This is a genomic window from Thermoactinomyces sp. DSM 45891, assembly GCF_900119485.1.
GTDB lineage: Bacteria > Bacillota > Bacilli > Thermoactinomycetales > Thermoactinomycetaceae > Baia.
Window position 1 is genome coordinate 423,142 of sequence record NZ_FPJZ01000001.1, and the last position, 13,795, is coordinate 436,936.

At 39.1% G+C, this 13,795-nt stretch carries 12 protein-coding genes; 3 read left to right on the forward strand and 9 right to left on the reverse strand.

The features are described from left to right. Positions 1-147: 147 nt before the first annotated feature. The 3 genes from BT147_RS02135 (at position 148) to BT147_RS02145 (ending at position 5,134) form a co-directional block, all read left to right on the forward strand. Positions 148-2,100 carry an ABC transporter permease gene (locus BT147_RS02135; RefSeq protein ID WP_072330425.1) on the forward strand — a complete coding sequence of 651 codons (1,953 nt, stop codon included), beginning with the start codon at positions 148-150 and terminating at the stop codon, positions 2,098-2,100. A 144-nt stretch (positions 2,101-2,244) separates the two neighbouring features. Continuing rightward, positions 2,245-3,015 carry an ABC transporter ATP-binding protein gene (locus BT147_RS02140; RefSeq protein WP_072330428.1) on the forward strand — a complete coding sequence of 257 codons (771 nt, stop codon included), beginning with the start codon at positions 2,245-2,247 and terminating at the stop codon, positions 3,013-3,015. A 178-nt stretch (positions 3,016-3,193) separates the two neighbouring features. Beyond that, positions 3,194-5,134, forward strand: coding sequence for an FtsX-like permease family protein (locus tag BT147_RS02145; protein WP_072330430.1), 1,941 nt, complete (start codon positions 3,194-3,196; stop codon positions 5,132-5,134). Positions 5,135-5,197: 63 nt separating this feature from the next. On the opposite strand, the gene BT147_RS02150 is transcribed toward BT147_RS02145, so the two are convergent. The 9 genes from BT147_RS02150 to hmpA form a co-directional block, all read right to left on the reverse strand. Then, a complete protein-coding gene (locus tag BT147_RS02150) occupies positions 5,198-5,821 on the reverse strand; it encodes a DedA family protein (RefSeq protein WP_072330432.1) in 624 nt (207 codons plus the stop codon). A 149-nt stretch (positions 5,822-5,970) separates the two neighbouring features. Then, positions 5,971-6,390 (reverse strand): DUF1801 domain-containing protein, encoded by a 420-nt coding sequence (locus tag BT147_RS02155; RefSeq protein ID WP_072330434.1) that lies wholly within the window; start codon positions 6,388-6,390, stop codon positions 5,971-5,973. Between the two features lie 166 nt (positions 6,391-6,556). Then, complete coding sequence (locus BT147_RS02160) at positions 6,557-8,308, reverse strand: ABC transporter ATP-binding protein (RefSeq protein ID WP_072330436.1); 1,752 nt, start codon at positions 8,306-8,308, stop codon at positions 6,557-6,559. 1 nt (position 8,309) lies between these two features. Further along, complete coding sequence (locus BT147_RS02165; RefSeq protein WP_072330438.1) at positions 8,310-10,061, reverse strand: ABC transporter transmembrane domain-containing protein; 1,752 nt, start codon at positions 10,059-10,061, stop codon at positions 8,310-8,312. Positions 10,062-10,207: 146 nt separating this feature from the next. Next, positions 10,208-10,351: a hypothetical protein gene (locus tag BT147_RS15375; protein WP_177239630.1), complete on the reverse strand. Its 144-nt coding sequence runs from the start codon at positions 10,349-10,351 to the stop codon at positions 10,208-10,210. Between the two features lie 129 nt (positions 10,352-10,480). Then, positions 10,481-11,146, reverse strand: coding sequence for a YknW family membrane protein (yknW, locus tag BT147_RS02170; protein ID WP_072330440.1), 666 nt, complete (start codon positions 11,144-11,146; stop codon positions 10,481-10,483). A gap of 75 nt (positions 11,147-11,221) precedes the next feature. Next, complete coding sequence (locus tag BT147_RS02175) at positions 11,222-11,974, reverse strand: HAAS domain-containing protein (RefSeq protein WP_072330442.1); 753 nt, start codon at positions 11,972-11,974, stop codon at positions 11,222-11,224. Beyond that, a complete protein-coding gene (locus BT147_RS02180) occupies positions 11,974-12,303 on the reverse strand; it encodes a PadR family transcriptional regulator (RefSeq protein ID WP_072330444.1) in 330 nt (109 codons plus the stop codon). Before BT147_RS02180 ends, BT147_RS02175 begins: the two co-directional genes overlap by 1 nt. A 211-nt stretch (positions 12,304-12,514) precedes the next feature. Then, the gene (gene hmpA / locus BT147_RS02185) at positions 12,515-13,714 is read right to left on the reverse strand and encodes an NO-inducible flavohemoprotein (protein ID WP_072330446.1); all 1,200 of its coding nucleotides are present in this window, start codon (positions 13,712-13,714) and stop codon (positions 12,515-12,517) included. Between the last annotated feature and the right edge of the window lie 81 nt (positions 13,715-13,795).

Sequence of the window (13,795 nt, forward strand, 5' to 3'; positions counted from 1 at the left end):
CTCCGTCTCCTTTCCCTCTATATTTAGAAGTACTAGCTGGACAATCAAGTATAAAAATATTTTCTATAAACATGCTATCAGTAGATCAATCGCAATCGGTACCCTTATTACCTCATGAAGGAAATCGTATCGATGGAGGGACCGCTCATGAGATTTCGACAATTTGCATTCAATAATATACGCAGAAATACTTTTACTTATATTGCTTACTTTTTGAGTAGCTCATTTGCTGTCATGACCTTTTTTACATATCTTATATTTGTATTTCATCCGGACATTACAAAAACTCCTATCGGATTACCTGCCTCTTATGGGATGAAGGTTGCTGCCGTTATCACATTTATCTTTTCATTCTTATTTGTCCTTTACTCGATTAGTGCCTTTCTGAAAGCCCGCCTAAAAGAATTTGGAATCCTAACCATATTAGGTGCACACCGAAAGCAACTAAACTACCTCATATTCTTAGAAAATATGTTTATCGGTACCACCTCGGTGATCACCGGAATGTTTTGCGGACTTCTCTTTTCCAAGCTGTTTCTACTATTTGGAGAGAATGTACTCGATCTAAAGCTACCTATGTATGTTCCCATGAATGCCATCTGGATCACCATAGCCGCCTTTATGGGGCTGTTCTTGATCCTCTCCTTCATGACAACCATCCTTATTCGCCAACGCAGGGCACTCGAAATGGTACAAGGATCTACCAAACCAAAAAAAGAGCCAAAAGCATCTATTTGGCTAGTATTACTATCAGTCGTATCCCTCATATTAACCCCTATCCTCGTGTTACAAGGTGGATTTATCAATCTTTCACTCGCTCTTCTATTTGATATGATTGGGCTTTATTTCTTTTTTACACAACTATTTGTTTTCATCATTCGTTTATTAAAAAAGAATCGGCGATACTCTTGGTATGGGTTAAACATACTATGGATTACAGAATTAGCTTATAAGATGAAAGACAGCGCTCGCATGTTCTTCATGATCACAATCGTAGCTACCATGGCATGTACGACAGCCGGTTCTGTCTTAGCCATCCAGCGATATATTGAATATACCTATACAGAAAACCCTTTTGCCTATACCGTTCACTATTTCGATTTAGACACCGAGGCTAATAAAAAAATCATCCATGTAGCGGAAAAGTTAGAGCAGACGTTAAAAAAGGAAGGAATTTCTTATCAGAAGTTTCGTCTTAATACAGTAGACATTCGTTTTCAACATTTAGGATATCTTGGTCTTATCCGTCAATCGGAATATCAGGAGATAGCAAAAACTCTTTCCTGTCCGAACGTTTCCCTACAAGATCGTGAAGCCCTTTTTATCCCCTCTAACCTGGCGCCGATAAATGAATCAATTAATAAGCTAACACATTTAACGTTTGTAAATCAAAAACTATCTAGTAAGGTAGAAAGGCTCAAAATAAAACATCAATACCCGGAATCACTACTTCAACGAGAAAACCTAGTAGTGGTAAATGATCATACCTATGACCAGATTATCGAAGCCCTAGCTTCTGATCCCTATACACTCAATCAAATTGATCAATATCTACTTCCAAAGTGGAACGACCAAGTACTGCCTGATGTGAATTCACCAGAGGTACAAATGGGGATTGAATTATCAAAATGGGAAGAGACTTTCTTTGATAACGACAAAGTAGCACGGGATGGTTTTATCATGAGTCGCGCTGAAGATTACTATTCGTTGAAACAGGTAACGAGCCTTACCATTTTTATCGGCACCTTCATTATCGCGATCTTTTCCATCTTTATCGCTAGCTTCTTATATTTCAAGCTATTTATCGATTTACAACAAGATCAACGGTACTATCACGAACTATCTAAAATGGGATTAAGTCATAAAGAAATGAGAAGAGCTGCGACGAAACAAATAGCCATTCTTTTCTATATTCCTCTTTTCTTTTCTGGAATCCAAACACTCGTAGCATTATCAGCCTTAAATCCACTATTCCCTGTCGCCACTAGTACCATATCGACCGGCCTATGGGCAATCGGCATCTTCATTGCTATCCAAACCGTCTATTTTCTAATCGTCCGTTCTCGTTACTTAGCACAGTTAAAGAAAGTAATGGTGTAAGAATCGGACATGCAAGGTATGCTATCTTACAAAGAAGTAAGGAAACGGTAAGCTAAATCCATGGTAGACATTCTCCCTTTCCTTTACATTTGATATATAAGATTTATACATCGAATCAATCGATCTACGAGAGGAGCTCAAAAAATGGGCATGTTGGAAATCCAAAAACTAAGCAAAATTTATAACGGTAAGGTGTCAACACGGGCACTTAACAATATTGATCTTACAATCGAGCAAGGAGAATTTGTAGGAATCATGGGTGCTTCCGGAAGCGGGAAAACCACCCTTCTAAACATGGTATCCACCATTGATACACCTAGCTCAGGAAAAATCTTGATTAATAATCAAAACCCTCACCAAATGAAGAAAAACCAACTAGCGCAATTTCGCCGCCGCCAATTAGGTTTTGTATTCCAAGACTTTAACTTACTGGATACCTTAACCATCGCCGAAAACATCGTGTTACCTTTAACGTTAGAGAAAAAAAGCTTGAGGGAGATGGATCAGAAGCTAAAAGCAGTTGCAGAGAAACTAGGCATTGTTGAGATTTTGAACAAGCGCACCTATGAAGTTTCCGGTGGACAACGCCAAAGAGCGGCCATCGCACGAGCCACCATCCACTCTCCAGTCCTCTTACTAGCGGACGAGCCTACTGGTGCACTGGACTCGAAATCATCTCGAAATGTAATGGAAATGATGGAGAAAATCAATCAAACAGACGGTACTACAACCATGTTAGTTACGCATGATCCTCTAGCAGCAAGCTATTGTCACCGTGTTGTCTTCATTAAAGATGGTGAGTTATATAACGAAATCCATCGTGGACAAAACAGACAAGAATTCTTCCAAGAAATTATCGATATGTTGTCATTCTTGGGCGGAAATGCACACGAACTTTCAGCAGTTCGCGTTTAGGAGGAATAAATACCTAAGTACTATATCTTCAATATGGAAAGAACTTAATCAAAACGACTAATTTTACTATATACATCAGAGGGATCTGTTTTTATTACAGATCCCTCTGTTTTAATGGAATAAGAATACGGTATAATAGCTTCACTCTGCAAGCAACACTCCATGGAGGAACTACTTTATGAGCTTTCGACAGTTTGCGCTAAATAACATACGCAGAAATGCTTCTACCTACATTGCTTATTTTCTTAGTAGCTCATTTGCTGTCATGATCTTTTTTACTTATCTTGTATTTATTAACCATCCTGACATTTTGAAAGCTCCGACCGTCTTTTACGGGATGACCCTAGCTTCCCTCATCACCTTTTTCTTTTCATTTTTGTTTATACTTTACTCGATGAGTGCGTTTCTAAAAGCTCGCCTAAAAGAATTTGGCATTTTAACTATACTAGGGGCACAACGAAAACAACTAAACTACTTGATTTTTCTAGAAAATATAATGATAGGCACAGCTTCCGTAAGTACAGGAATGTTTTGCGGTCTCCTCTTCTCCAAGCTATTTTTATTGTTTGGAGAGAATATACTCGATTTAAAGCTTGCCATGTATCTACCCATGCAAGCAATCTGGATAACAGTAGCCTCTTTTATGGCACTCTTCCTTATTCTTTCTTTCATGACAACGATTTTCATTCGTCAACGAAAAGCGCTTGAAATCGTGCAAGGGTCTAACAGGCCTAAGAAAGAACCCAAAGCGTCCATCTGGCTTGCTCTACTATCAGCAATCTCCCTTTCATGCGCTGTTTACCTAATGACACAAGATGGGAATGAAAATATTGCATTGGCTATCTTATTTGATATCATTGGAGTTTATTTTTTCTTTACACAGCTATCTGTTGTCATCATCCGATTATTAAAAAAGAATCGTCTTTTCTCTTGGCGCGGACTAAACTTACTATGGATCACCGAGCTAGCTTACAAAATGAAGGATAATGCTCGTATGTTTTTCATCATTACCATGGTAACCACTATGGCATGTTCGACAGCTGGTTCTGTATTAGCAGTCCAGAACTATGGTGACAACACATACACCGAAGACCCTTTTGCTTATACCATTTCAAGCACAAGGAAACAAGATTCTACGAAAAATGTCATTTCTGTTACGCAAAAAATAGAACAAACCTTGAGACAGAAAGGGATAGCCTATCAAAGGTTTTCTTCGAACACGATAGGGCTTTCCTTTAAAAAGGTAGGTTATATACGGTTCATCCGCCATACAGAATATCTGGAAATGGCTAAAGCACTCTCTCTTCCGCTTGTTTCCCTACAAGATCGTGAGGTCTTATTATTTAATTCCCCTTTGGTCACACGAGAAGACGTATCAGACAAGCTAACTCATTTAACATTTGAAAATCAGCAACTAACTAGTTCACTCGGCAAAATCAAGATCAAAGACCATTACACAAAATCACTATTTCCATCAGAATATGTAGCAGTAGTAAATGATAAAACGTATGATCAAATGGTACATGCTTTATCCTCTGAACCTGACATCATAGACCATAGATATCACTATCTAATCCCGAGTTGGGACAACCACGCCATACCTGACACCAATTCAATCGAGTTAAAAATAGGGCTAGAATTACAAAAATGGTATGATTCCCTCTCTGTTAATGAAAATGAACTCCTTGATGGTTATATAGACAGCCGTGCACAAAATCACTACACGTATAAACAGTTAACTAGTATCGCCATCTTTATCGGACTATTCATTGTGGCGATCTTTTCCATCTTTATAGCGAGCTTCTTATATTTCAAGCTATTTATCGACTTACAACATGATCAACGGTATTATCATGAATTATCCAAAATGGGATTAAGCTTAAAAGAAATGAAACGAGCTGTCACGAAGCAAATTTCCATTCTTTTCTATATCCCTTTGTTCTTCGCTGGAATCCAAACACTAGTAGGACTTTCTACTGTAAACCCCCTGTTTTCTTCGAAGACTAATACCTTAACATCCGGACTATGGGCGCTTGGTATCTTTACTGCTATCCAAACCGCTTACCTCTTAATCGTTCGTGCTCGTTACTTAGCACAACTAAAACGTGTGATGGTATAGGGAGCATTATAATATGAAAAATGGATCTGCTCTCATGAACAGATCCATTTCCCTCGTTTCTATCTAGGTTACCTTTACTATTCGTTTCCAAGTCCGCCGAGCATACCAGATCATAAATAAGGCACCTAACACATATGTGAGCACGAGTAGCACATGATCATATATTTTTAGATAACCTAGTACTAATCCCCACTCTAATCCTAAAGCAAATCCAAGGATCAGAAGTGCTACGTTCCAAATCAGAGAGCCAAGGGCAGTGAACAATAAAAATCGTCCCAATTTCATTCTTGATACACCCGCAAAGATCGAAATGACACTACGGAGAAACGGAATCATACGGCAAAAAAATATCATCCAGATCCCATAACGCCGGAACCAATCAAGAGTTCGGGAAACATCTTCCTTTTTTAACATGAGTATGCGCCCATAGCGATCCACTATTTGTTCCAGCAAATGGATTCGCAACATGTTCCCTATAGAGTACAGGATACTCGCACCCACAACCGATCCTAACGTTGAAGCTATAATAACATCTGTAAACGTCAAACTTGTTTCCGTCACCATAAAACCACTTAATGTTAAAACCATCACATATGGGATGGGCGGAGATACATTTTCTAGAGCAACTAATAAGAAAATCCCTATATCCCCAAGACCTTCAATAAAATCCATAATCCAAACTTCCAACCTTACAACCTCCAAAACCAATACAACGAAATATAATCATTTCGTAAATAATTATATATTTATTTAAACATATTCATGTCATATATCAAAGAATAATTCTATAAAAAAAACTACCTTTACAGCTAGCCATAAGCCAACCCAGAAGAGACTTACCGGTAAATCCTCTTCAAAAAGTCCACAGATTGATGAATCAACCCTTTTAACACATCTATATCAATATCAGCCACTTTGTTAATATACACGCAAGCCTTCCCAGTCGTATGTTTGCCAAATCTTTTTAACAACTCTCCCCTTGCTTCATCTCCTGGTGCAAAGTATAAACTAATCTTCGCCTTCCTAGGCGAAAAGCCAACTAACGGCGCATCTCCTTCGTGTCCAGAAGCATATCGATAGTGATAAAAACCAAATCCAATAATACTAGATCCCCACATCTTTGCTGTATAACCTGTAGCCTCAGTAAAGATGTCTAATAATTGATATGCATCTGCTTTCTTCTTCTCGTTCGGTATGAGTTCAATAAACTCTATCACGCTATGCTCTGTCTCTTTCGTCTTACATTCATACGCCATAAAAATCACCTACTTTTTCTTTATCTAAAATGGTTTCTTTTTCAAGATGTTTATATGCTTTTTTCTGTTTCCTTACCCGATTCTTCTCAGCTAATTGTAGATCAAGAAGAAGTCCCTATACCCTATTAGCAAGGAGGATGTACTTCTTCTTGATCCGTTGTATAGACTAGTTCACCACTAAAGAAGATGCTCCTTGCTGAAGGAGATACATCTTGTGATATAAACCCTCTTCTGCTAACAACTCCTGATGCGTTCCACGTTCTACAATCTCCCCTCGATGGAGCACGAGAATCAAATCTGCATCCTGAATCGTAGAAAGTCGGTGAGCAATGGCAATCGTAGTGCGGCCTTTACGCATCTTATTTAGCGCTACTTGAATCGCTTCTTCCGTCTCAGTATCAACACTTGCTGTAGCTTCATCTAAGACAAGGATCTTCGGATCGATTGCCATCGTCCTCGCAAAGGAGAGCAATTGCCGTTGTCCACTGGAAAAGGTAGCACCCCGCTCACCAATTGGTTCATTATACCCTTGTGGTAGCTTTTCGATAAACGTATTTGCCTGCACAAATTCCGCGGCAACACGTACTTGCTCATCTGTAATCTCCTGATTGTGGAGTCGAATATTACTCTTCACATCCCCATAAAACATAAAGGAATCTTGTAGTACTAAGCCCAACTTGCTTCGTAACTCCTCATCGGTAAATGATTCAAGAGGGTGACCATCAATCAAAATAGAACCTTGTACAAGTGGATAAAAGCGCATCAAAAGCTGAATAGTTGAGCTCTTCCCACTTCCAGTGTGACCCACTAACGCTACTGTTTGACCTGGCTTTGCCTTAAAGGAGATATCCTTTAACACATCCGTTTCTCCATCATAAGAAAATGTCACATTGCGAAACTCGATTTCCCCTGCAGTAATCTCCGGGTTTCCTTCTCCTTGTTTCGCAGGAGCAGATTCGGTCTCATCCATTAATTCAAACACACGCTCAGCCGATACGATTGATTGTTGCATCGGTGCTAGACGCATCATTACTTGGTTAAATGGCTCAAACACACGCTCAAACAAATTGATAAAAGCGAACATCTCACCGATGGTAACCGCCCCATCAAAAGATAAAATTCCAAAGTAGTACAAAACTACTACTAAAGCAAGCGCATAAACAACACGTGTCGCAGGACGTAAAAGTAACCCAAACAGCCTAAGATTACGCATATTTGCTTGAAAATGCTCATTATTTAATTCTCCAAACTCTTTCTGTAATCGCTTCTCCTGAGTAAAAGCTTGGATTATGTTCATCCCACCAAGAGATTCACTTAACTTAGCATTCATTGCACTTAGCTTTTCACGTGACTTACGAAACGATACAGAAGAATACTTCTGGTATGTTCTCATCAACCACCAAAAGATAGGTAGGATAAATGTCGTTACTAATGCTAAACGCCAGTTCAATGCAAACAAGGCGGCAAAAACCCCTATCACATAAATCGCATTTTGCATAAAAGAGGCAAGTACCTCTACATACAAATCTTTCACTGCTTCTGTGTCATTCGTAATCCTTGATACAAGTGAACCAGTTGGCTTCTTGTCATAAAACGATAGGCCGAGGTGTTGGACACGTGCAAATACATCAGTCCGGATCTGTCTGACAATCCATTGCGCCAAGGTATGAAAGCGAACTAATTGATAGTAATGGAGAATCGAGGACAAGATATGCAATCCTAAAAATACACCTCCATAAATTGCAATCCACTTCGGATCGAAATTACGCGGACTTACCATCTCATCAATGTAGTTAGCGGCAAGTGGCACAGCAAAAACATCTGCCGCAGTTGCTACTAACAAGAATCCAAATGCTATCCAAAAATACGAACGATAAGGTGATAAGTAGCGAATCAATCTACGTGCAGTCGTGGACATATTATCTTCCTCCTTCCATGATTAAAGATTCAAGTTGCTGACTCTCATACATTTCTTTATACCAACCGTCTAACTGCATTAATTCTGCATGTGTTCCTCGTTCGGCAATTCGTCCATCTTCCATGACGATAATTAAATCGGCTTCTTCCACCGCACTTAGTCGATGTGCAGCTATCATCGTCGTTTTATCAGACCGGTTCATTCGTAGTTCATGTAGAATGGAATGTTCTGTCTTAGCATCAACTGCCGACAACGAATCATCTAGAATCAATACCTCTGGATTTAGAAGAAGAGCACGGGCTATCGAAACACGTTGTTTTTGCCCACCAGACAAAGTTACCCCTCGTTCTCCCACTACCGTTTCGTATCCTTGTGGAAGTTGCATGATATCTTCATGAATGCAAGCCACTTTAGCTGCTGCTTCAATCTGCTCACCAGTTGCATCAGGGTTCCCGAAAGCAATATTCTCCGCAATATTGGCCGAGAAGAGAATATGGTCTTGTGGCACATAACCTATCGCCCTTCTTAGGTAACTCATTTGGTATTGGTCTATGGGTCTATGGTTAATAAATACTTGTGCCAAGGATCCTTCAAACTCGCGAAGTAGCAAACGAAACAAAGTCGTCTTCCCGCTTCCCGTTTTCCCGACGATGCCTAGCGTCTGTCCTTTCTTTAGCGAGAACTGAACATCTTCCAGTGCTTGACTCCCTGCCTCTGGATATTGAAACTGCTTCACTTTATATTCAATATCACCTGATGGAATTTCCGCTACCGCATCAGGTAAATCTTGAATCTGGGGTTCAGTCGTCAGTAATGCATTTACTCGATCGTAAGAAGCACGCCCTTTTTCTACAATGTTAAACAACCAACCAAATGCTAACATAGGCCAAATAAGACGGCCTAATAAAATGGTAAACTGAGTAAGTTGACCAACCGTAATCGTGTCATCCAGTACTTTTAATGTACCTACTGCAATTGTGATCAAGGTAGAAATCCCCATCAGTATGATAATGGTAGGATCGTACAGCCCGTCGACTCGCGCAACAGCTACATTTTTCTGAACCACGTCATCTAACAAGCCACCAAATTCTTTCTTCTCATCATCTTCTTGACCAAATGCTTTTATGACACGAACCCCGGCCATCGACTCCTGTACTTTATCGTTCATCGTTGAGAACGCTTTTTGTGCCAGATGAAACCGCTTATGTAGCAACGTTCCATATCGGTTCGTACAATATGCTAAAATAGGAAGAGGTAAAACAGCGAGTAATGTAAGCTGCCAATCAATGGTAATTGCCATCGTTCCAATGACTAAACCGCCCAAAACCACCGTGTCCGTTAAGGTCATGACACCTTCTCCAGCGGTCATCGTCACCGCCTGAATATCGTTCGTCGAATGAGCCATCATATCCCCAATTCGTTGCTTGTGGTAAAACTGAGGTGACATCTTAGTAAACGACTTATACAGGCGATTCCTCAATAGTTTACCTAATCGATGGGCTGCTCCAAAGATGGAGATGCGCCATAAATAACCACAAACATAAGCCAAAATCCCAAAACCTATTAATATAAGCGCATATTGAAGTAAATGATCGTAAGTAAGTTGCTTCGTATTTACTAAATCGATAACCCTACCCACCATCCAAGCTGGAACAAGTTCTAATATCGCTAGGATGATTAAGGCAAAAAATCCAACGAGATAGCTTCGTTTTTCTTGTTTAAAAAACCACCATAAGTCTTTAAAAACACTCAAAATCCCACACCCTTTTAAAAAGAAGATATAAAAAAGACCTTAGGAGTCCCTAAGGTCGTCGAAATAAAAAACGAACCATGGAAATGCCTATAGCAAGGCAACCCATGGTTCGTTTCTATGCCAAATCTAACTGTTTATCAAATAAGCTAGAAATGTGAAATAGACCCGCCGTAGAGAGGTTGCCGAATCATATCATGTTGAGTTGAATCAGCGACAAATGCGCCAACCAGTAAAGCTACAGCAGCGCCACTTTTGACACCAGTGGTTGCTAATTGAGCTCTTCTCTTCATCTTTTCAGCACCTCCCTTTCCGTTTAATATTTCGACAGTCTAATTTTACAGTAATTTATAACGATTGTAAATAGGTGATCGAATAAATTTGTTTGACACACGAAATGATTTGAACCCTCAAAGCAGCCCTTAGAACTTAATTAATAAAAGCAATGCCCCTAGGAACCAGAATAAAATAGCAATGGTCCATGCCTTCGAAGCAGAAAGCTTTCCGATAATCTGTAAACCCTTAGCCAAGAGAACTGTGTATATAATTTGGAATACGTCTATGTAGCTCAATATTCCGTGCCAAAATCCTTTAGTCTCTATTACACTTGCTAGACTGGTCACAGGAATAGCCATACTAAGGTGAAACAAGTAGTACATTACAATATTTACAATTAAACTCAAATATGTAATCACACTTAAGTGGATAAATAGAGAGAATGCTTGTTTAAAAGTAATTTCACCTTGAAGGAGTGTCACCAACAACCATGTAATAAGAGCATAGATTACAGCGGCTATGACGACCATAATAGCTCCCGTTACAGCACCGGTAATGATCATAATCATATTCATCGTTTTAGTGTCGATATTAACATCCGAGGCCGGTGGGGATGGCATAAGTGATGGGTCATTTATCATTATATATGTGGTAATTCCAGTTAAAATCGCTCCCATAATGATGAATAAGACCAAAGCCAAGCCAAATTTCGGATTCTTCTTAATACGCTCAAACTGCTCAGTAGGATTAGTCATAACTCCTAAAATAGTAGGCTTCTTTAAAACAATATTTTCTTGTGAAGATGAATTCATTTATATTCCTCCCAATTATTAAATTAAAAATGATTTAGCCCAATCTCATACTACCCGAAATATAATGATACTAACCTATATCCTTAGTTTTATTTCTTTTAATTTTAGAAATGCATAAAGACATATACCAGACATCGAGAGTAGGAGCGATAACATATCCTTCGGACCTGTAGTCAGATTTGTGTACTTCAGAAGTACATCAGGTAAAAATAAAATAGCAGGGAGCATAATGGCATCCCATGTTTTACTCCAAATGGCTATGCCAATAAAAGCAAGAATGGATAACATAATAGCCACGATGTTTCCCGTCTCTCCAAGATGAATAGCCGTTGTGCTATAAGATTTACCTAAAAATATCAGTGCCACAAATGAAGCAGTAGGAATGACAGCGGTAACTCCCAAAAACAAGATATACTCCTTCCATTTGGAAACTTTGTGGCTTGAAGTATATTTAAATAGCCTAGAAATAGAGAATAGATACAATAGAAATATAAATGGGTAGCCAATACATTCGATAAGTGAGTATTTTATCTCTCCTTTGATTGCATCACCCATTACTGTATACGCCAGTGCACCCATAAAAACTATCGGCAGATACTTTAACCAACCTCTTACGTCAAACGGCATCTCACTAGCCAATTGCTTCATGTATTCTTTTGGTTTGATTCCAATAATATCATCTACTCTCTTTCCATTTTTTTCTGCCTCATGTAGATGATCCTTTAACTCCTCAACTATTCCCTTAACTTCTTCTTCCTTTTTTCCACTTGAATACAAATAAACAGTTAAATCATCTAAAAAATCTTGGCTTTCTTTTGATACCACCATCAACTATTCTTCCCCTCTAGTAAACAATTGACACTACTTGCAACCTCATTCCATCTCTCTTGAAAATCGTCTAACCTCTCTCTTCCTTTTTTCGTTAAAGAATAGTACTTTCGCTTAGGCCCTCCTGAAGGAAGTGTTTTTTCACTGGTTGTCACTAAACCTTCCTTCCTCATTCTGATTAACAACGGATAGATACTTCCCTCACTAACCATCGTAAAGCCGTATGTATTTAGTTTCTCTATCATCTCGTATCCGTATGTTTCTCCTCTAGCAATCACTGCTAGCAAACAACCTTCTAAAATCCCTTTTAATATTTGGCTCGTGGACAATGAACTTCCCCCTTTTTCTTTCCACGAGTCCAACTAACTTGTATAACAAGTTAGTTGGACGAAACATGACCATTACATTGCAAAACAAGACAGTAGTATTCTACCATATAAAATAATTCTAATTCAAGATAGACATCTATTAGACTATCATTATTCTAAAAAAGAGTATCGCTAAACGAAAAGCTTAACGATACTCCTATTTACTCATATACTACAATGCTTCGGTAGGACCAAAGAATTCATAGTGAATCTGTTCGATCGGAATATGGACAGAAGTGAGCTGTTCAATCATCGCTTTCATGAAGCCCTTCGGACCACAGAGATAGTAATCGGCTTGGGGGTCGAGTCCTTGTGGTAACATCATGAGATCGAGTTGCCCAATATGATCTGCTGAAGTACTTGGATCCACTCTTTCATCATAATTAACATATTTCTCTACTCGTGGGTGTTGGGAAGTAATCTGCTCCAATTCACTGCTAAAGGCGTGGTAGCTTTCATTGCGTGATGAATGAACATAGATCACTTTTCGATTCGTTTGTGTATGGGCCACTTTCTTCAGGATGGATTGCATAGGGGTCAGGCCTACACCACCACTAATGAGATATATCGTATTCTCTTTGGTCTGATCCACGTAAAATTCACCAGCTGGAGCACTAATTTCTATTTTATCCCCGACTTGGATTTGATCTTGAAGGTGATTGGAAATTACACCATTCGGGAAATGATCACCACCACTCTCCCTCTTCACAGTGATTCGGTAATAATCCTTATCAGGGATATCTGATAAACTATACTGGCGAATCTGCAGATATTCACTCCCTTGCGGGCAAACCCGTACGCTGATATATTGTCCAGGTTTAAACCTAGCTCGGAAATTTTTCAATCCGACTGGGCGCAGATAAAATGAAACGGTATTTACGCATTCTACTTCTTTTCGAAATACTTCTGCAGGAATAAACTCTTCTGCAAGAAGTTCTTTGGCTTCTTCATACATCTCACTCTCGATCTGGATAAAAAGATCAGCGAGGATTTGATATGCTTTTCCCCAGACACGGATCACTTCTGGACTTGCAGCGTCACCTAATATCTCTTGAATAGCTAATAATAAGTACTTTCCAACAATCGGGTACTGAGAAGGTTTTATTCCCACACTACGATGTTTTTGAGCGATATGACGAACAGCTGGCAAGAGACTTTCTAATTGTTCAATATTGGCTGCAACTGCATACACCGCATTGGCTAATGCTTGGGGCTGTGTTCCTTCTCGTTGATGTGTTAAATTGAAGACATTTTTCAACTCAGGATGATTTTTAAACATTTCTGTGTAGAAGTAGGAAGTAATGGCGAGACCTTGTTCTTTTAATACAGGGGCTGTAGTCCGAATCATTTCCATCTCTGAATGTGATAACATACCATTCACCTCTTCATAATATTTGAGATCTAGCTTTATTATAAGAAAGATGGAATAAGAAGCTTTGTGATTTACATCACA

Excerpts from the sequence above, each read along its gene's own strand:
- BT147_RS02135 (WP_072330425.1), top strand. The coding sequence starts at position 148 with ATGAGATTTCGACAATTTGCATTCAATAATATACGCAGAAATACTTTT.
- BT147_RS02140 (WP_072330428.1), top strand. The coding sequence starts at position 2,245 with ATGGGCATGTTGGAAATCCAAAAACTAAGCAAAATTTATAACGGTAAG.
- BT147_RS02145 (WP_072330430.1), top strand. The coding sequence starts at position 3,194 with ATGAGCTTTCGACAGTTTGCGCTAAATAACATACGCAGAAATGCTTCT.
- BT147_RS02155 (WP_072330434.1), bottom strand. The coding sequence starts at position 6,390 with ATGGCGTATGAATGTAAGACGAAAGAGACAGAGCATAGCGTGATAGAG.
- BT147_RS02160 (WP_072330436.1), bottom strand. The coding sequence starts at position 8,308 with ATGTCCACGACTGCACGTAGATTGATTCGCTACTTATCACCTTATCGT.
- BT147_RS15375 (WP_177239630.1), bottom strand. The coding sequence starts at position 10,351 with ATGAAGAGAAGAGCTCAATTAGCAACCACTGGTGTCAAAAGTGGCGCT.
- yknW (WP_072330440.1), bottom strand. The coding sequence starts at position 11,146 with ATGAATTCATCTTCACAAGAAAATATTGTTTTAAAGAAGCCTACTATT.
- BT147_RS02175 (WP_072330442.1), bottom strand. The coding sequence starts at position 11,974 with ATGGTGGTATCAAAAGAAAGCCAAGATTTTTTAGATGATTTAACTGTT.
- hmpA (WP_072330446.1), bottom strand. The coding sequence starts at position 13,714 with ATGTTATCACATTCAGAGATGGAAATGATTCGGACTACAGCCCCTGTA.